Origin of the sequence: Mediterraneibacter gnavus ATCC 29149, from assembly GCF_008121495.1 — a bacterium.
GTDB lineage: Bacteria > Bacillota > Clostridia > Lachnospirales > Lachnospiraceae > Mediterraneibacter > Mediterraneibacter gnavus.
Map to the genome: position 1 here is coordinate 1,317,483 of NZ_CP043051.1, position 20,007 is coordinate 1,337,489.

Consider the following 20,007-nt stretch of genomic DNA (forward strand, 5'->3'; position numbering starts at 1 on the left):
CTATGCGAACCAGTAAAATGAGAAGAGAAATTGAACTGAAGAAAGGCTGGGTGTTCACAGGGCGTGACGGAAAAGCGGTCAAAGTGGATTTACCGCATACCTGGAATGCAGTGGACGGACAGGATGGAGGAAATGACTATTATCGAGGAACCTGTCACTACAGCACTACATTTGCAGCCCCGGATTTTGACAGCAAGACCCAGAGAGTATATCTGGAGTTTCAGGGAGTAAATTCCTCTGCCGAGGTGGAGTTAAACGGTCAGAAGGTGATGAGTCATGACGGCGGATATTCCACATTCCGTGCAGATGTGACAGAGTTTTTAACAAAAGAAAACAAGTTAGAAGTAGCAGTGGATAACAGTGTCAACGACAGAGTATATCCTCAAAAAGCAGATTTCACATTTTATGGTGGAATTTACAGAGATGTTCTTCTTCGTATTGTATCAAATGAACATTTTGAGATGGACTACTACGGCGGAGACGGTGTAATGGTAACGCCGACAGTAGAAGGAAAAGATGGAAAGGTTCATGTAGAGAGTTTCCATAAGGCAGAAAATGCCAAAGTAGCAGTAACTTTGATTGATGCACAGGGAAATCCTGTAGCAAAAGGTGAAGGAAAAGATGTGACGGTTACGATACCGGATGTACATCTTTGGGATGGAGTAGAAGATCCATATTTATATACAGCAGTAGTAGAGTTGATGAAAGACGGAGAAGTCAAAGACGACGTTCGCATTCCATTTGGTGTCCGTACATTCAGCGTGGATCCGAAAAAAGGATTTTTCCTGAACGGACGCTCCTATCCTCTGCATGGAGTATCCAGACACCAGGATCGGAAGGGAATCGGAAATGCATTAACAAAAGAACACCACAGAGAAGATATGGAATTTATCCGTGAGATCGGGGCGAATACAGTTCGTCTCGCGCATTATCAGCATGATCAGTATTTCTATGATCTGTGTGATCAGTACGGAATGATTGTCTGGGCGGAGATTCCATACATCTCAGAACATATGCCAAACGGACGGGAAAATACCATTAGCCAGATGAAAGAGCTGATTGTACAGAATTACAATCATCCAAGTATCGTTACATGGGGAATATCCAATGAGATCACGATTTCCACAAAGGATAATAAGGATATGCTGGATAATCACCGTGAACTCAATGATCTGTGTCACAAAATGGATTCCATACGTCCTACAACACTGGCCTGCTATGCAGTGTGCGGTCCTTTCAACAAGGTAGCACATCTGTCTGACTTAGTAAGCTGGAACTTGTATTTGGGATGGTATGTTCCAGGGTTGTTTTTAAATGACTGGTGGATCAGCTTTTTCCACCGCGTGTACCCTAACAGGTGTTTGGGATATTCTGAGTATGGCTGTGAAGGAATGCCGAATTTACATTCCTCACGTCCAAGAAGAGGAGACCATACAGAAGAATATCAGAGTCTCTACCATGAATTTATGCTGAAATGTTTTGAGCGTCATCCGTATATGTGGAGTACCCACGTATGGAACATGTTCGATTTTGCGGCAGATGCGAGAGATCAGGGTGGAGAGCCGGGAATGAATCATAAGGGACTTATGACATTCGACCGGAAAGTAAAAAAAGACAGCTTCTACATTTACAAAGCGTACTGGAGCAAAGAGCCTTTTGTACATCTTTGCGGAAGCCGCTACGTAGACAGAACGGAAGCAGTCACTACAGTTAAGGTTTATTCGAACCAGACAAAAGTTGCATTATATGCAAACGGCAAGCTGCTGGAAGAAAAGACAGGCAATAAAGTCTTTGAATTCCGGGTTCCGTTAAACGGAGAAGTTCGTCTGGAAGCTGTGTCCGGTCAGGCAAAAGATACGAGCACAATTCGCCGTGTCAGCCAGCCAAATCCGGATTACAAGCTCAAAAAGAGCAAAGGAAAGAGCCAGAACTGGGTATAAGAAAAAAGCAACTGCAAATCTTGCAGAAGAAATTGAAATAAGAAACGAGTAAATCGGATGGCCCTCTGCTTTTTACAAAGCAGAGGTGCTGTTTTAGGCAAAGAGACAGACCGCCGCATCCGGGCGGGAGAATGGAGAATAATATGAAACAGGAATCTACTCAGGCAACATCTGTCAATGCTCTGAACAGGGCAAAGATGTATCAGCTTGTTCTTTTCCCTATGAATAATGGGGCGACAAATGTCTATTATATTTTGACAATGAACTTTATTGCATATTATGCAAACGGAGTTCTTGGCTTATTGCTGGCGTTTGCAACTACAATGGTAACATTGATGCGTGCAGGAGATGCGTTCATTGACCCGATCATCGGAGCAATCATGGACAGAACTTCTACCAAATGGGGAAAATTCAGACCGTTTATGGTAATCGGAAATCTGATTATGATCGTATCCTCAATTTTACTGTATTTTGGAACCCGTATCATTTCTGAGGATATGATGTGGCTGCGTTATTTATGCTTTATTTTGTTCTACGCACTGAATATGGTTGGATATACATTCCAGACATCGGTTACACGTTCAGGACAGACATGTCTGACAAATGACCCGAAACAGAGACCTCTGTTTACAATCTTTAATACGATTGCCAGCCTGATCGGTATGGGGCTTGTACAGTTTCTTGCGCCGATCGTAACCGGAGGAAATTACAGAACAGAAGAATTCTTTAATATCATGATTCCTCTGGCGATGATCGTATCAGCGATCATGACTGCACTGGCTGTTATCGGTATTGCAGAAAAAGACCGTCCGGAATTCTTTGGACTTGGTGGAGAAGGCGGAAAAGAAAAAGTTAAAATAAAAGAATATGTAGCTATTTTAAAAGCAAACAAAGAATTACAGAGACTGATGATCGCTGGTGCAGGATGTAAGCTTGCATTCTCGATCGCAACGAATATGACGGTTCTGGCGATGCTTTACGGAGCGATGATGGGAGATTACAAAGGTCTGTATCTTCCGATGATGATCGTCGGATATGTATTTTCCGTTCCATTCTTCCTGTTGACAGTACGTACTTCACAGAAGAAAGGACAGAAGGCATCTTTAATGCTCTATATCAGCGTTGCACTTGTTATGTACATCGGTGTTTTAGCATTGCTTCTGTTGTGGAAACCGGAAGTTGCAGCGATGAATCTGAGTCTGACAAACCTGAATCTCTATACGATTCTGTTTATCCTTTTCTTCGGAATCGGATACGGAGCATACTATGCAACAGCAGATATGCCGATTCCAATGGTTGCAGACTGTTCAGATTACGAAACATTCCGTTCCGGACGCTATATTCCGGGAATTATCGGAACCTTATTCTCACTTGTGGATAAGCTGGTAAGCTCTCTGGGATCTACAGTAGTAGGAATTGCGGTGACAATCATCGGACTGTCAACACTTCCGGATGGAACAACCCCTTATTCAGAGGGAATGCATACGATTGTAATCATTTTATTCTGTGTTGTTCCAATGCTTGCATGGATCGCAACACTGATCGCAATGCGCGGATATAAACTGACCGGTGCAAGAATGAAAGAAATTCAGGCGATCAATGCAGTGCGTAAGGATGCGATCAGCAAAGGAATGAGCGTAGAAAACGCAATGCAGAAATGGCAGACGATCGATCAGGTGCCGGATGAATTTAAAGCACACTAAAAGTGAAAAAGTAAACATATAGAAGGGATATCCTTTCATCAGATATGCTCCCTTTCGGGAAGGCAGTTAAAATAACAAGACTGTTCTCCCGGGAGGGGGCATATTGTGTTACAGAACTATTTGTACCTGAAACCGACTTCGTGCTATAATATGACAGACACAAATCAACGAGATACGGAGAAAATTATGCAGTTACGATACGAGATCCCGGACACATTCTGGAGTTTGTTCCGTTCGGTAAACCGGGAGATTTACATGGAGTCGCTGTTGGTGATCAATGAGGAATATCAGTACAGTAATTATTTTCTGACGAAAGAAATCTGTGTGCAGGTATTGAGTGATATGAATGCACAGAAACAGGTTTTGCTTCAACGGGAGGAGAACGAGACGGACTTTGACATGTTGGAGACGACAGCATCCCGCATTTTACGGTGGCTTTTAAAGACCGGATGGCTGAAGAAGATCGAAGATTACAGTACGATGACCACAAATATTGTGATACCGGATTATGCGGCGGTTTTTATTGAGGCATTTGAGCGACTCACGTCCGAAGAGCTGGAAGAAACAGAATTATATATTCAGAATGTATATGCCACACTGTTTTCCTTTCAGAATAATTCCAGAGTAAATCTGAATATGCTCAGGACGGCCCTGATCAATACAAGAAAGCTGAACAAAGCGCTGCAGGATATGCTTCATAATATGGACAAGTTTTTCGAGAGGCTTTTGGATCAGGAGTCTTACGGAGAACTTTTGCGGGAGCATCTGGACGGGTATGTGGAAGAAATTGTCAAGAAAAAGTATCATATCTTAAAGACCTCAGACAATTTTTATATCTACAAGATGGACATCAAAGAATGTCTCCGGGATATGCGGGAAAATGAAGAATGGATTGAAAGCATCCGGCAGAAAGCAAAAGCAGCAGGAGATACGAAAGAGGATGTGTTAGATCTGCTGGATCTGATCGAACGGGGCTTTGATGACATTGAACACAGGATCTCCAATATGGACAGAGAGCATTCCAAATATGTGCGGGCAACCGTGAGCCGGATGAATTATCTGTTAAGCGGAGAGACCGATACCAAGGGGTTGGTGGTGCAGCTTCTGAATAAAATTTCTGCGCAGGAAGAACCGGAGAGGCTGCTTACAGAAGCGGGAAAACGGATGAACCTGTCTTTGTTTGAGATGATTTCCGAAAAATCATTGTATAAGAGAAGAAAACAGAGGACAGACTTTATCAGCCAGATGGGACAGGATGAAGAATATGAAGATCTGAACCGGGAGGATGTGCTGAAGTTAAACCGGATTCAGATGCGCTACAGCAGACAGGAGATTGAGGATTTTATCGAAGAGCATATGGAAAACGAAGTGATGGACGCCGGAACACTTCATATTACAGAAGAGACAGCATTTGAAAAACTGATCCTGGCATATGACTACAGTACCAGAAAGAACAGTAAATATCGGGTATTGAATGAGGAGGAGACAGTCATCCAAAGTGGACAGTATCAATATCCGGCATTAAAATTTGTGCGAAGGAGACCGCAATGATCGAATATTACGAACAGCTTTCGGAAGAAGAGCAGGACGATATCAAACATGTGATCCAGACATTATATCGTCAGACCTTTCTTCTGGAACGAAAATTTGAAAAACGGACCGGGCGGATGGTTCCGGTCAGGGAGTACCGTGTATGCAGCAAGCACAGGGAATTTCTGGAGAAATATTTTGCAGTTGCCGGAATCACACTGCAGGAAAATCTGCATATGGGCGTCATGTACATCCAGGGAGAGACACTATGGGGAGAAAAGCTCTCCAGACTTGCCACAATCTATATTCTGGTGTTAAAGCTGATCTATGATGAGCAGATGGCAGCAGTGTCATCCAGCAGCCATATCGTGACCACTCTTGGAGCAGTGAACGGAAAAGCGGGAGAATTCCATGTGTTAAGCGGCCTGCCGTCCCCGACAGAGATGCGGAGGACTGTTGCATTTTTGAAAAAATATCAGATTGTGGAACCTGTGGATGTGATGGAGGAGCTGGATGAGAACAGCAGACTTGTTATTTATCCGTGCATCAATACAGTGCTGCTTGGAGATGATATCAGAGAACTATTAGAGACGTTCAGCGAGGAGGAAGACAGTGGAGACAAAACAGGCGTTCAAAGCGCTCTCGAAAATCTGCCTGAATAACTGGCATTACATAGACAGAAAAGTACTTACTCTTAATCAGGGAATCAATTTCTTTACCGGACATTCCGGAAGTGGAAAGTCTACAGTGATCGACGCCATGCAGATCGTACTGTACGCGAACACAGACGGAAGAGGATTTTTTAATAAGGCGGCAGCAGACGACTCTGACCGTTCTCTGATCGAATATTTAAGGGGAATGGTGAACATCGGGGAAAATAACGAATCCCAGTATTTGAGAAACCAGAATTTCTCCAGTACGATCGTTCTGGAGCTGGAGCAGACAGATACGAAAGAAAAGCAGTGTGTGGGAGTGGTATTTGATGTTGAGACAGCCACAAATGAGATCAATCGCCTGTTTTTCTGGCATAAAAGCGGGCTTCTGGAAAATCAGTACCGGGCGGATAAGCGCTGCCTGACGACATTTGAAGTCAAAGAATATCTGCAGCGGACATTTTCAAAGGAAGAGTATTATTGTGGTCCGAGCAATGAGAGATTCCGCAGACAGATGTATGACATTTATCTGGGTGGTCTGGATATCGAAAAATTTCCTCGTTTGTTCAAGCGAGCCATTCCGTTCCGTATGAATATCAAACTGGAAGATTTCGTGAAAGAATATATCTGTATGGAGCAGGATATGCACATTGAAGAGCTGCAGGAAAGTGTGATGCAGTATGGAAGAATGCGCGGGAAAATCGAAGAGACCATGGAAGAAATCGGGTATCTTCAGGAGATCCGGGGTTCCTATCGGCAGTATGAAGAAAAACAGGAAGAGACGGCGTCCTGTACCTATCAGATTTCCAGGCTGGAAATCCTGCATCTGCAGAGTAAGATCCAGGAACTGAATGACCGGATGAAAGAGACACAGACGGAGATTGCAGGACAGGAAGCGAAAAGAGTCAATCTGGAGAAAGAGCAGGCAGAACTTCAGAAAGAATACGAAGCAATAATTTTGAAGATTGCGGACAGTGGTTATGCAGCCATGGAAAAAGACCTGGAGAGTCTGAACGAAGCCCTGGAACGGCTGCAGAACAGTAAGGCAAGATGGAAAAAGACTGCAGATGGTCTCAAAGAGTGGAAAGAAAAAGATGTGACGCCGAATCAGACCTTGTGGGATATTGACCGGTTTGTTTCTGGAAAGATCACGGAAGGTGAGCTGGAACGGCTGCAGATAAGTCTGACACAGATCCGGGAAGAACTGGAAGAAGAGCGTCAGGAGACGGATGCCAGACTTCGCGCAGTCAAAAAAGAAGAAAAAGCGGCACGGGAAGAATTAAAAGAGCTGAAACAGGGAAGAAAAGCCTATCCAAAAGAACTGGAAGAAGCGAGATATGAGTTGAGAAACCGGCTGCATGAGAAGTGCGGCAAGTTTGTCAATGTGCAGATTCTGGCAGATCTTCTGGATGTGCGGGACGAACGCTGGCACAATGCCATCGAAGGATATCTCGGAAACAACAAGCTGCTTCTGGTCGTGGAACCAAAGTACGCGAAAACTGCCATGGAAATCTATCAGGACATGGATAAGAAGAAATTTTTCCGGGCAGCAGTTCTGGATACAGAAAAAGTACAGGAGACAGAATGGGAAGTAAAAGAAGGAGCCCTGGCACAGGAACTGATCGCAAAAGAGCCGTATGTGCAGGCATACATCAATTTCTTCCTCGGAAATGTCATCAAATGTGAAAGTATCGAAGAGCTTCGTCAGAACCGGATCGGAATCACTGCAGACTGTGTGCTGTACCACAGTTTCCGTCTGCAGCATATCAATCCGGAAAATTATACGAGAAGGGCATATATCGGAGAGACCAGTATGCGTCAGAGAATCCGCCGTCTGGAAGAAAAATGTGAGAGTCTTCAGGAGGAACGGATTCCACTGCAGGAAATGCTGGAAGAAATCCGTAGGATCTCTCAGCTGGAAGGACTGACACAGCCTCTGGAGGATTACAGACAATGGCTGTCTGATCTGCAGAAAATTCCGGCAAAGGAGGCAGAAAAGGCCAGACTTCTGGATACAATGCAGAAGCTGCGAGAGGAATCCGTTCTGGTGTGGGAGCAGCAGAAACAGGAAATCCAGCAGAAGCAGGAAGCAAAGAAAGCAGAGATTGAGGCAGTTCAGAAAACCATCTGGAATCATCAGGAAAACGGAAAACGATTCCAGAACATGCAGGTAGATTTTAATGAACAGTTAGTGCAGAAAGAAAATGAATTCCGGCAGCAGGACAGAGAAAAATATGAGCCGGAATTTCAGGAGTATCTGGAGGGCAGACAGAGCCGCAATTATGAGTACCTGATGCGGGAACGTATCAAGAAAAAACAGCCTTTGGAAGATGCGCAGGAAAAAGCATATGAAAAACTGGTAGAAGCAAGGAGTGCATATCTTCGAAAATATCCGAACAGAACCTATTCTGCAACGATCCGTGACAATGACGTGTACGAAAAGCAGCTTTCAAATCTTGAGTGCGATAACCTGGAAAAATACAGGGAAGAAGCACAGGAACAGGCGAGAGCAGCAGTGGAACACTTTAAAGTTGATTTTGTATCCAAGATTCGTTATGCAATCAAAGAGGCATATCAGAAAAAAGATGAATTGAACCGGATCATCAGCCGTCTGGATTTCGGAAAGGACAAGTATCAGTTTGTCATTACGAAAAACAAAGGTCCGGACGGACGATTCTATCGGATGTTTATGGATGACGCATTGGATATCAATCCGTCTCAGTTGAGTGACCACATGGAAAATCAGATGAACCTGTTTACCATGGAGCATGAGGAAGAATACGGAGATCTGATGAATGAGCTGATCGAGATTTTCATTCCGCCGGAGAATGCCACCAGGGAAGAGCTGGAGGAAGCCAGAAAAAATATGGATAAATATGCAGATTATCGCACGTATCTTTCCTTTGATATGCAGCAGATCGTGCAGGGAGAAAAGGATATGCGGATCGGTCTGAGCAAGATGATCAAGAAAAATTCCGGTGGAGAAGGTCAGAACCCACTTTACATCGCGCTTCTGGCAAGCTTTGCACAGATTTACAGAATCAATCTGTCTCCGAAGATCAAGCGTCCGCCAACCCTGCGTCTGGTTGTCCTGGATGAGGCATTTTCCAAAATGGATGCAGAGAAAGTAGCAAGTTGTATTTCTCTGATCCGGGGACTGGGATTTCAGGCGATTATCAGTGCAACAAATGATAAAATTCAGAACTATCTGGAAAATGTAGACAAGACATTTGTGTATGCCAATCCAAATAAAAGGCATATTTCAATACAGGAATTTGAACGAATGGAGTTTGAACAGCTGCAAGGGGAAGAATGATGACGTGGATATTGGGAAAAATTGTGGAATTGCTGGAAAGTGGTGAAACAAACTGGCGTACAGAAAAATGCGGAAGAAAAACATTGAATAACAGCGCCAAAAGCGCCAGTGAAATACCACCTTTGTATCAAGGCTGTTCACGGGAAAAAGCAATACAGGAAGCGATTGATCTGCAGGAAAAAGGACTGGTGAAGATCAACTGGCTGATCCGAGGGAGCGATATCAAAAGTCTGGTGTTTCATCTGGAAGACAGAGATCAGTTCTATCAGTTGTATCGTGAAAACGTAAAACCGAGGTTTATTCCCAAACAACAGAGATTGTGGAAGTATCAGGAATTTTTGAGAAAAGAAATGTCTGTGGTTCAAAAACCATGGATCCGGAGCTACTATGTGGATCTTCTGGAAAAATCTGAGAAAAATAATGGAAACTGGGAACCGGATGAAAGACTGAAACAAGTGCGGCAGTATGCAAAATGCTTTCGGGAACTGGATAAATTGCAGAAACTGACTTATGCGAAAGTATTTGCGAGCAATTCTCTGGAGGGATCCAAAAATTTCACGAAAGAGATGAAACAATATGTCATCCGTCAGGCCAGAAAAACCAATCCAGACAGAACAAAGCTTTTGGATGATATAGAAGTTTTGGAAGAGATTGTATTGATTCGAGACTGTTATCAGAGTATGTATATCAAAGGAGAATTGCTGCTGTATTTTGTAGATGACAGAGGAAGAACAGCCGCTGTTAATACGAAGATTTGGAAATATGGAACAATTCTGGAGGGAGAATCATTATTGCATGCAGAGCTGGAACCAGAGCAGCCACAGATACAAAAAGTGATTATCTTTGAGAATAAAATGAATTTTGTGATGGCGCCTTATGAAGAAGGAACATTATATTTATTTGTGGGTGGATATCCGGGACCGAAAGTTTGCCGGATTTTACATAAACTAAATAAGATTTCGAAAAAGAGACAGCGCCATATAGATGTATATCACAGTGGGGATCTGGATTATGGCGGAATCCGCATTTTTCAATACGAAAGAAATCAGGTTTTCCCGGATTTGAAACCATTACAGATGGATGCAGATACTTATTTACAGCATCAGCAGTATTCGTATCCGATTCGGGAAGAGACAAAAAGAAAACTGAAAAAACTGGAAGATGGAAATGAGCAGATCAAACAGCTGTTGGAACTTATTATTCAGGAAGGCAGAGGGATTGAACAGGAGAGTTTTATTGAGGTAGATCTCTGCTGAGATAATACAGAGAAAAGAGGGAATCACATATGAAATTAATGATCGCATCAGATATTCACGGTTCTGCATATTACTGCAGAAAAATGTTGGAAGCTTACGACAGAGAAAAAGCAGACAAGCTCCTTTTATTGGGAGATATTTTATATCACGGTCCGAGAAATGACCTGCCAAAAGAATATGCGCCGAAAGAAGTCATTGCCATGTTAAATGCAAGAAAACAGGAAATCTTATGTGTCAGAGGAAATTGTGACACGGAAGTGGATCAGATGGTTCTGGAATTTCCGATTCTGGCGGACTATTGTTTTTTGAATCTGAATGGACAGAATATTTATGCAACACATGGTCATGTGTGGAATCCGGGAAAGCTGCCGATGCTGAAAGCAGGGGATATTCTGCTGAACGGACACACACATATACCGGCATGTGAAAAGATTCATACGGAAGCAGATCAGAGTGTCATGTACATGAATCCGGGTTCTGTGTCGATTCCAAAAGAAAATTCAGAACACAGCTACATGATCTGTGAGAATGGTGTGTTTGAATGGAAAAATTTAGAGGGAGAGGGTTATCAAATATGGAAGAGAGATACGCGTTGCTGATCGATGCGGACAATGTTTCAGCAAAATATATCAAACCGATACTGGATGAGTTATCCAAGTATGGGAATGTCACGTACAAGAGGATTTACGGGGACTGGACCAGCACCTACAATTCCAGCTGGAAAGAGGTGCTTTTGCAGAACTCAATCACACCGATCCAGCAGTTCAGCTATACTCATGGGAAAAATGCGACCGATTCGGCAATGATCATTGATGCCATGGATATGCTGTACACAAGCGAGCTGGAAGGATTCTGTCTGGTGTCCAGTGACAGCGATTTTACAAAGCTGGCAAGCAGACTTCGGGAAAGCGGAAAAATGGTGATTGGAATGGGAGAAGATAAGACACCGCCGCCGTTTCGAAAAGCCTGTGATATTTTTACCGTATTGGAATTGCTGTTAGAAGACAGCATGCTTGAAAAACCGGAAAAAGCAGCGGCACATGCAGTTGTAGGAAAAGAGTCCAAAAAAGAGTCTGCCGGTGCAGTCTCCAAGAGTCAGATTGAAGAAGCGGTCGTGAAGATTATTACAGAAAATCAAAACAACGATAAGGAGACTGGACTTGGAGAGGTCGGAAGCCGTCTGGTCAAACTGTACCCGGATTTCGATGTGCGAAGATATGGATACAGTCTGTTGTCCAAGTTTCTGGAAACATTTCCAAAACTGAAGCTGTTACAGGATGGAACAAAAGTATCCGTGACATTGTATGAAGATAAAAGTCAGCAGGAACGTATTGAAGAATATATTATGTACCAGTTGAAACAGGCGGGATGTCAGGGAGTATCTCTGGGAACTCTCGGAAATAAGATTCGAAATAAGTTCGGGAATTTTAAAGTGAGAGATTATGGATATTCGCAGTTTCAGCAGTATATCAAAAGCTTTCCGGATGTAGATTTAAAGGATGACGGAGAGCAGAAGTGGGCAGTGTTAAGAAGATAGAGTAAAGCCAGGGGCCATTGGAATCCCCTGGTTTTACTAAGAACAAATTTATGGATTATAAATTTTCCAGAAATTTGATTGCATCCTGTACAGTTGTAAACGTTAAAGTGGATTGATATAGCCAACGGTTTCTTACGTCATTATCTTCTAATGTCGGCAAGCCTTCAATATGTTCTAACACCCAGTCACCATTGATCATAGCTGTGTTTAAATTTTCTGCTATTTTTCTAGTCATAACTGGATTTCCTTTTGTATAACCAGGACATTCATTCAACAGCATTTTCATAACATTTTCTTTTTCAGCAACATTTTGAATAGATGGACATATCTTTTTATAATGCAGTAAAAACCAGTATTCCACGCATCCTGTTGTCATTAGAAGACGTACTCGTATATTGGGCTTTTTCCTTAGTTTTTGTAAAACAGAAATTATTTTTTTATTCTTATCCCAACTTCCTGTTTGTCCATCATCGACATCAAAGAAGAACCAGATTTCGTCTGTGACTTCCGCATTATTTCGATATTTAGCTTCTTTTTTGAATTTTTTATCTGCAGTAGAAAATAATCCTTTTACCGGTTTTTGAATCACAGCTACATCTTCATATTTTTCTTTCAAGAAGTTGACATATTCTATTTCACTTTCACCTTCACAAAAAACATAAATAAGCGGTTTGATTTTTCGTTTCATTATTCAACCTCCACGGTATCTACATCTGGTATTGCACCATACTTTCCGACAAGGTATGCTTTACGAATATTATCATTTGTTCGAACCGGAAGGTGTGTTAGATTGAATAATTCGGATACACCACTTCGTTTATTTTTATCTACAAAATATACCTGGTCTTTACGTAAAATTTCCATATTTAATAATTCGGTATCATGTGTTGTAAAAATAATTTGTGCATGCCCTGGATTTGTTTCAGGACTTTGAAATTTTGAGATGATAAACTCAGCAAGTAAAGGATGAAGCTCTTTGTCAATTTCATCCACAAGTAAAACGCCCCCCTGATTTAAAACCTGTTCGATTCCAGGGGCAAGTGACATCAATCTCCTGGTCCCATCAGACTCATCAGATAATTCCAGGGAAAACAATTCGAGTTGTCCGTTTTTATTAATTCCATGATGTAAAGAAGATGTTTTAATCTCTCCGATTTTAAGATTCATTTCCGCAGATTCTGAAGAATCTTTCAAGGCTGCTGAGAATTGTTTCAAAGCCATTATCATACCTTCTGGTAAATTATCTGGAAGTGGATCAGAAGTAGATATTTCTTCATTTTTTATTTCAAAAGACATATCTTCAATCCCGACATCTGCCTGTTTCGCATAGGTCACAATCGATTTTAACATGTTTGGATTTTCCGCATGTTCCAATAATTGTCTTGGGATATCCGTATAATCTTTTGAAAAATGAATATTCTCTCGAAACCATCTCATCGCAGCAATACATGGCTGATAATTCATTACACAGGCAATAGAAAAAAACAGTTGATTGGGAGCAACTGCTTCAGAAATCATCTCTTTCTTTTTCTTTTCTCCATTTGCCGGAAAGGAAAACAGCTGCTTTTCTCTTGTAAATATTTCTGATTTTTGTCCTTTAGGTGATGCATATAAGTATTCTTTAAAAATTTCTTTTTTTGTAGCGGCAAAGCCATAGATATATTTTACTCCGTTCTGGATGTATTCATATTCAAAACCGGTAGGACATTGTTCAGAGTAGTCATTTAAGGCAAAAGCCCGTACTGGAATTTCTGCTTTTTCATGCTGTGTTTTCTGTGCATTTCGAATGAATTGAACTCCTAGCCAGAATGCACGAATAACATTACTCTTTCCACCACCGTTTTTTCCAAAAACAGCAGTCGCAGGAAGGAGTCCTTTTTTCTTATAGGGGATCAGACAATTTTTGTATTCAGAATTGCCTTTTGCTTCCATAGATAAAATATTTTCATCACGAAATGAGCGGTAATTTTGGAATTTAAATCTAATTAACATTTTATGGTACACCTCCTGTATATAAACAGTATATCCATATTTTGAGAGAAATACAAATGATTTTGTTTAAATTTATGATTTTTTCTCTTTGATTTATTTAAATAGGTTTTGCTGTCACTTTCTCAGTTCTCTTTTTCATATTTCCTCCAAACCCTCTTGACAAAACTAAAAACCTAGTGTACTATCTAACTATAGCACTGATACACAAGGCGGAAGGAGGAAGAAGATGAATTACAATGCAGAGATGCCAATCTATCTGCAGGTCATTCACGACTTGAAGAAAAAGATGATACAGGGAAAGATACTTCCCGGAGAGAAGCTTCCATCCAACAGAGAGCTGGCGGTCCTTTATAAGATCAATCAGAACACTGCAGCAAGAATCTACAGAGAGATGGAGACTCATGGATATTGTTATACAAAGCGGGGGATTGGAACATTTGTGATGGAGGAAGAGACGATGTTCGAGACGATAAAAAAAGAAATGGCAGAAGAATTGTTGAGCAGCTTTATGCATGAGATGCAGGATCTTGGATTTGAAAAAGATGATATTATCTCAAAAATTGCAGACTACAAGGAGGAGAGAAGATGATTTTAGAATGTCGTGATTTAAGCAAATCATTTTACACAAAAAAGGCGCTGAATGAAGTTTCGCTGAAACTGGAAGGCGGAAAGATCTATGGTCTGCTCGGGGAGAACGGAAGCGGGAAGACCACATGGATGAAGATCATCTCCGGTCTGACAAAGCCTACATCCGGAGAGATTTTGTTCAAGGAACATCCGTGGTTCTATGGAGATAAGGCAGAGATCGCCTACATGTCTACAGAGCCGTTTTTCTACAGTTTTCTGGATGTGAACGGAGTCGGACAGTACTATAAAGATTTCTTCCCGGATTTTGATGAGAAGAAATTTCACGAGATGGTAAGAAGGATGTCCCTGGAAGGCAAGATGAAGGTCAAAGAACTGTCCACCGGTATGACAGCAAAGCTGAAGGTGATCGCAACACTGAGCCGCAAAGCAGAGCTGTATCTTCTGGATGAGCCGTTCAATGGAATTGATTATAAAGCAAAAGAAGAGATTCTCGGGATGATCCTGGAGTCAGCAAATGAAAAAAATACCTTTGTAATTTCCACACATATGATCGATGAGATCGAAAGTTTTATCGATGAGGCAATCTTTATCAAAGATGGAGAAGTTGTGCGTCGGATGTCAGTGGAAGAAGAACGGATGCAAAGTGGAAAATCCGTGGCAGATATTTATCTGGAGATCATGTAGGAAGAACAAAGGCAGAATGAGAAAAGAGAAAGAGAGGAAACAAAATGGGACGCTTGATCAAATATGAGCTGAAAAAACAGCAGACATCCAGAAACATCATACTGGCGCTGCTTCTGGTGTTTTTACTGGCAGTTGTAGTTGGAACCTTTACAGAGAACGGGAATACAGTTGGAATCAGTGTAATGCTGGAAATGTTTGTCGGAATGTTTGTATTTTTCTATATGGGAATTGAAAGTCTGTTGATATTGAACCGTGACCTGAAAACAAAGCAGAGTCATATGCTCTGGATGGTGCCGATGCAAAGCTGGAAGATCCTGGGAGCAAAGTACATTGCAGCAATTTTACAGATTTTCTTTATTTCAGCAGCATACGTGCTGGCAGCAATAGCCTGCATTTTGAGTTTGATTGCAAAAATGGATGCATGGGAAGAGCTTTTTAAAGGGCTTCGCATTGGTGCAGAGTGGCTTTTCCAGGGAAATATGGATTGGATCACACTTATGGCAATCTTTCTGTTTTTCTTCCTTGCATGGACCTGTGTGATCGCAACCGGATTTCTGGCAGTCATTGTATCCAGAACGGTGTTGATCAATTCCAGATTTGCGGGCATTGTTTCATTCATTTTGTTCTTTGTGATCAATGGAATTGTGGAATATATTTACAATCTGTTTGCCAAATACGGACTTATGGGAATCCATAGCGGACTCTATATAGGAATTGGAGAATGCGCATTTTATATTGTTGCATGCATTATACTATTTGTGATTTCCAGTGTTCTGGCTGAAAAGAAATTAAGTGTATAAAATATGGAAGGTACAGTCTGTTAAATCGGATTGTATCTTCTTTTTTAATTTCACAACTGTCTTGTCACATGTAAAGTCTTGTGCTATAATTGTCAGCAATTAACGATAAAAATTTAACAATTCAGGATAAGTGAGGGAATACAATATGACAGTTGTGGAAGAAATCCAGAAATTAAAACAGGAAAAAAATGCAGTTATTCTGGCACATTATTATGTGAGACCGGAGATTCAGGACATTGCGGACTACATCGGAGATTCTTTTTATCTGAGTAAGGTTGCAGTTGGATTGAAAGAGCAGACCATCGTATTCTGTGGCGTGTCTTTCATGGGAGAGAGTGCGAAGGTACTGAACCCGGAGAAAACAGTTCTGATGCCGGATATGCATGCAGACTGTGCAATGGCACATATGGCAGATGCCAAAACCATTCAGAAAATGCGGGATACATATGAAGATCTGGCGGTTGTATGCTACATCAATTCTACAGCAGAGCTGAAAACACATTCTGATGTGTGCGTTACATCAGCAAATGCGGTGAAGATCGTAAAAGCACTTCCGAACAAGAACATTTTCTTTATTCCGGACAAGAACCTGGCACATTTTATTGCAGAGCAGGTACCGGAAAAGAATTTTGTATACAACGAGGGATACTGTCCGATTCACGAACACATGCAGATTGAGGAGATCAAAGCAGCGAAAGCACAGCACCCGGCAGCAGAGGTACTGGCGCATCCGGAATGTCCAAAGGCAGTGCTTGCAATTTCCGATTATGTAGGAAGTACTTCCGGAATCATCGACTACGCAACGAAAAGTGAGAAACAAGAGTTTATCATCTGTACCGAAAACGGCGTCCGCTACAAGCTGGAAAAAGACAATCCGGATAAGAAATTTTATTTTACAGAGACAGAGCCTGTCTGTATGGATATGAAGCTGATCACACTGGAAAAGGTTCTTCACGTCTTAAAAACAGGAGAGAATGAAGTTCATTTGAGTGAGGAATTGAGAACTGACTCCAGAAAACCATTGGAAAAAATGCTGGAGCTGGCAAAATAGAGTGTCTTTCATAAAAAGAGAGGCCTGCCGAAAGGAAAGAGAGTATTATGAATAAAAAAGCAGATGTTGTTATCGTTGGAACAGGTGTTGCAGGGCTGTTTTCTGCATTGAATCTTCCGGATGACAAAGAAATCATCATGATCACGAAATCAGATGCCGAGAGCAGTGACTCATTTCTGGCACAGGGCGGAATCTGTGTACTCCGGGATGAACAGGATTATGACAGTTATTTTGAAGATACGATGAGAGCCGGTCATTATGAAAACCGGAAAGAATCTGTCGATATTATGATCCGCAGTTCTGGAAAAATCATTGAAGATCTGGTAGGATATGGAGTAGAATTTGAAAAGGACGGAGAAGCGTTTGCCTACACAAGAGAGGGGGCACACTCCAGACCGAGAATTCTGTTTCATGCAGATGTGACAGGAAAAGAGATCACCAGTAAGCTGTTGGCGCGGGTAAGGGAAAAGAATAACGTAACAATTTACGAATATACGACCATGACAGACATTCTTGAGGAAAACGGAAAATGTGCGGGAATCACCGTGAAGACGAAAAGTGGTGAAGAGTCCTCTATTTATGCAGATTATACCATTCTGGCAAGTGGAGGAATCGGCGGGCTGTACCAGCATTCCACAAATTTCCCTCATCTGACAGGAGATGCACTGGAAGTAGCGAAAAAACATCACATTCGTCTGGAGCATCTGGATTATGTACAGATCCATCCGACTACATTGTATTCGGAAAAGCCGGGCAGACGATTCCTGATCTCCGAATCTGTCCGTGGGGAAGGCGCACTTCTCTATAATAAAAACATGGAGCGTTTTGTAGATGAACTGCTTCCGCGAGACGTGGTGACAAAGGCAATCCGGGAACAGATGGAAAAGGATGAAACGAATTTTGTGTGGCTGTCCATGGCGCCGATCGAGAAAGAGACGATATTGAGTCATTTTCCGAATATTTACGAGCATTGCCTGGAGGAAGGCTATGATGTTACAAAAGAGTGCATTCCGGTCGTTCCGGCGCAGCACTATTTTATGGGCGGTATCTGGGTAGACAAGAACAGCCACACGTCCATGCCGCAGCTGTTTGCAGTGGGAGAGACAAGCTGCAACGGTGTGCACGGAGCGAACCGTCTGGCAAGCAACTCTCTTCTGGAGAGTCTTGTATTTGCAAAAAGGGCGGCAAATCTTATCAAAGAGCAATGGTGTCTGGAAAAAGAACAGGCTGTATAAAATGAAAGAATAGATGAAAAATAAAGGAGAAACCAGATGAATCAGATTACAATGAAGCTTCAGGCAGATCACCTGATCTTAGAAGCGTTAAAAGAAGACATTTCCAGTGAAGATGTGACAACCAATTCAGTGATGAAAGAGGCAGTGGCAGGTGAAGTAGACCTGATCTGCAAACAGGATGGAATTATTGCCGGACTGGAAGTGTTCGAGAGAGTGTTTACCCTTCTGGATCCCGACACGAAGGTAGAGTTATATTACAAAGACGGAGAAGAAGTGAAAAACGGGCAGCTGATGGGAAAAGTCAAAGGAGACATCCGTGTCCTTCTTTCCGGAGAACGAGTTGCGCTCAACTATCTTCAGAGAATGAGCGGAATTGCGACCTATACCAATTCTGTTGCAAAACTTCTGGAAAGAAGCAAGATCAAACTCCTCGATACAAGAAAAACAACACCGAATATGCGTATTTTTGAGAAATATGCAGTTCGTGCAGGCGGCGGATACAACCACCGTTACAACCTTTCTGACGGTGTGCTGTTAAAAGATAACCACATCGGAGCAGCAGGAAGTGTGACCAAAGCGGTGCAGATGGCAAAAGAGTATGCACCGTTTGTAAGAAAAATTGAAGTAGAAGTAGAAAATCTGGACATGGTAAAAGAAGCGGTGGAAGCCGGCGCAGATATCATCATGCTGGATAATATGTCACCGGAGGATATGAAAAAAGCAGTGGAGTTGATCGACGGAAGAGCCCAGACAGAGTGCTCCGGAAATGTGACAAAAGAAAATATCGCGCGTCTGACAGAGATCGGAGTTGACTATATTTCCAGCGGTGCGTTGACACACTCCGCTCCGATCCTGGATATTTCTTTAAAGAATCTGCATGCAGTGGAATAAAGATGCAGAAAAAGAAAGAGAGGAACAGTATTTATGACAGGTTCTGAACGCAGAGATCAAATCATAAATCAGATTAAAAAAAGCAGTATTCCGGTATCTGGGGCGCAGCTTGCAAAAGAATTTGATGTCAGCCGGCAGGTGATCGTGCAGGATATCGCACTGATCCGGGCAGCGGGACATGAGATCATATCCACAAACAGGGGATATCTTCTGAATACTCCACATTCCGTGAACCGGATCTTCAAAGTGAATCACACGGATGAAGAGTTGGAAGACGAGCTGTGTACGGTAGTGGATCTGGGCGGAAAAGTGGTGAACGTGATGGTCAATCACAGGGTGTACGGTCACATGGAGGCAGAGATTAACATCACATCCAGACGAAAAGTGATGGAATTTGTAGAGGATATTAAGCGGGGAAAATCAAGTCCTCTGAAAAATATTACCTCCAATTATCACTATCATCTGATCGAGGCAGATTCCGAAGAGACACTGGATCTGATCGAAGAGGCATTACGGCAGAAAAAATTTCTGGTCGAAGTGGCCGCTGGATCGTAATAAGACAAATTTTTAAAAGGTGCAATCTTGACTTATCATTCCGGCTGTGATACGATTTTCAACGAGAAAGTGTGTATTTTATACACATATCTGGTAGAAAAATCATACGGAAAATGCAAAGACGGAGAGAGTAGGTTATCCGAAATTTTACAGAGAATTCCCGGAAGATCCGAGAAAGGATCCGATGCTGAGAGGGATGAACGGAAGATGATCGAACATGGCTCCCGAGCGGCGCAGCAAGCATGATGTGAACTGCGATGGGTTCGCCCTTTACAG

Annotated in this window: 17 protein-coding genes; 15 read left to right on the forward strand and 2 right to left on the reverse strand. The window is 42.2% G+C overall.

Going from position 1 to position 20,007, the window contains the following annotated elements:
- Window positions 1-2: 2 nt before the first annotated feature.
- The 8 genes from FXV78_RS06425 (at window position 3) to FXV78_RS06460 (ending at window position 11,935) form a co-directional block, all read left to right on the forward strand.
- Window positions 3-1,940 (forward strand): glycoside hydrolase family 2 protein, encoded by a 1,938-nt coding sequence (locus FXV78_RS06425; protein WP_009245926.1) that lies wholly within the window; start codon window positions 3-5, stop codon window positions 1,938-1,940.
- Between the two features lie 143 nt (window positions 1,941-2,083).
- The gene (locus tag FXV78_RS06430; protein WP_009245925.1) at window positions 2,084-3,643 is read left to right on the forward strand and encodes an MFS transporter; all 1,560 of its coding nucleotides are present in this window, start codon (window positions 2,084-2,086) and stop codon (window positions 3,641-3,643) included.
- A gap of 186 nt (window positions 3,644-3,829) precedes the next feature.
- Complete coding sequence (locus tag FXV78_RS06435) at window positions 3,830-5,194, forward strand: Wadjet anti-phage system protein JetA family protein (protein WP_039960188.1); 1,365 nt, start codon at window positions 3,830-3,832, stop codon at window positions 5,192-5,194.
- A complete protein-coding gene (locus FXV78_RS06440) occupies window positions 5,191-5,835 on the forward strand; it encodes a DUF4194 domain-containing protein (protein WP_004844730.1) in 645 nt (214 codons plus the stop codon). Before FXV78_RS06435 ends, FXV78_RS06440 begins: the two co-directional genes overlap by 4 nt.
- Window positions 5,786-9,142, forward strand: a complete 3,357-nt coding sequence (locus tag FXV78_RS06445; protein WP_004844731.1) for an ATP-binding protein — start codon at window positions 5,786-5,788, stop codon at window positions 9,140-9,142. The genes FXV78_RS06440 and FXV78_RS06445 overlap by 50 nt, the downstream gene beginning before the upstream one ends.
- Window positions 9,142-10,398 carry a Wadjet anti-phage system protein JetD domain-containing protein gene (locus FXV78_RS06450; protein ID WP_024853612.1) on the forward strand — a complete coding sequence of 419 codons (1,257 nt, stop codon included), beginning with the start codon at window positions 9,142-9,144 and terminating at the stop codon, window positions 10,396-10,398. The genes FXV78_RS06445 and FXV78_RS06450 overlap by 1 nt, the downstream gene beginning before the upstream one ends.
- Before the next feature lie 29 nt (window positions 10,399-10,427).
- Complete coding sequence (yfcE, locus tag FXV78_RS06455) at window positions 10,428-10,997, forward strand: phosphodiesterase (protein ID WP_004844733.1); 570 nt, start codon at window positions 10,428-10,430, stop codon at window positions 10,995-10,997.
- A complete protein-coding gene (locus FXV78_RS06460) occupies window positions 10,973-11,935 on the forward strand; it encodes an NYN domain-containing protein (RefSeq protein ID WP_004844734.1) in 963 nt (320 codons plus the stop codon). Before yfcE ends, FXV78_RS06460 begins: the two co-directional genes overlap by 25 nt.
- Before the next feature lie 55 nt (window positions 11,936-11,990).
- On the opposite strand, the gene FXV78_RS06465 is transcribed toward FXV78_RS06460, so the two are convergent.
- Window positions 11,991-12,623 (reverse strand): RloB family protein, encoded by a 633-nt coding sequence (locus FXV78_RS06465; protein ID WP_004844735.1) that lies wholly within the window; start codon window positions 12,621-12,623, stop codon window positions 11,991-11,993.
- Window positions 12,623-13,927 (reverse strand): AAA family ATPase, encoded by a 1,305-nt coding sequence (locus FXV78_RS06470; RefSeq protein ID WP_004844736.1) that lies wholly within the window; start codon window positions 13,925-13,927, stop codon window positions 12,623-12,625. The genes FXV78_RS06465 and FXV78_RS06470 overlap by 1 nt, the downstream gene beginning before the upstream one ends.
- Before the next feature lie 226 nt (window positions 13,928-14,153).
- Here FXV78_RS06470 and FXV78_RS06475 point away from each other — a divergent pair, with 226 nt between their 5' ends.
- The 7 genes from FXV78_RS06475 (at window position 14,154) to FXV78_RS06505 (ending at window position 19,731) form a co-directional block, all read left to right on the forward strand.
- Window positions 14,154-14,516 carry a GntR family transcriptional regulator gene (locus tag FXV78_RS06475; RefSeq protein ID WP_004844737.1) on the forward strand — a complete coding sequence of 121 codons (363 nt, stop codon included), beginning with the start codon at window positions 14,154-14,156 and terminating at the stop codon, window positions 14,514-14,516.
- Window positions 14,513-15,199 carry an ABC transporter ATP-binding protein gene (locus FXV78_RS06480; RefSeq protein WP_004844738.1) on the forward strand — a complete coding sequence of 229 codons (687 nt, stop codon included), beginning with the start codon at window positions 14,513-14,515 and terminating at the stop codon, window positions 15,197-15,199. Before FXV78_RS06475 ends, FXV78_RS06480 begins: the two co-directional genes overlap by 4 nt.
- A gap of 44 nt (window positions 15,200-15,243) precedes the next feature.
- On the forward strand, window positions 15,244-15,999 hold the full coding sequence (locus tag FXV78_RS06485; RefSeq protein WP_004844739.1) for a hypothetical protein: 756 nt from the start codon (window positions 15,244-15,246) through the stop codon (window positions 15,997-15,999).
- 145 nt (window positions 16,000-16,144) lie between these two features.
- Complete coding sequence (nadA, locus tag FXV78_RS06490) at window positions 16,145-17,050, forward strand: quinolinate synthase NadA (protein WP_004844740.1); 906 nt, start codon at window positions 16,145-16,147, stop codon at window positions 17,048-17,050.
- A 47-nt stretch (window positions 17,051-17,097) separates the two neighbouring features.
- A complete protein-coding gene (locus tag FXV78_RS06495) occupies window positions 17,098-18,285 on the forward strand; it encodes an L-aspartate oxidase (protein WP_004844741.1) in 1,188 nt (395 codons plus the stop codon).
- A 36-nt stretch (window positions 18,286-18,321) separates the two neighbouring features.
- Window positions 18,322-19,176 carry a carboxylating nicotinate-nucleotide diphosphorylase gene (gene nadC, locus FXV78_RS06500; RefSeq protein ID WP_004844742.1) on the forward strand — a complete coding sequence of 285 codons (855 nt, stop codon included), beginning with the start codon at window positions 18,322-18,324 and terminating at the stop codon, window positions 19,174-19,176.
- 33 nt (window positions 19,177-19,209) lie between these two features.
- Entirely contained in the window at window positions 19,210-19,731 is a 522-nt protein-coding gene (locus tag FXV78_RS06505) for a transcription repressor NadR (RefSeq protein ID WP_004844743.1), read from the forward strand.
- The last annotated feature ends 276 nt before the right edge of the window (window positions 19,732-20,007 follow it).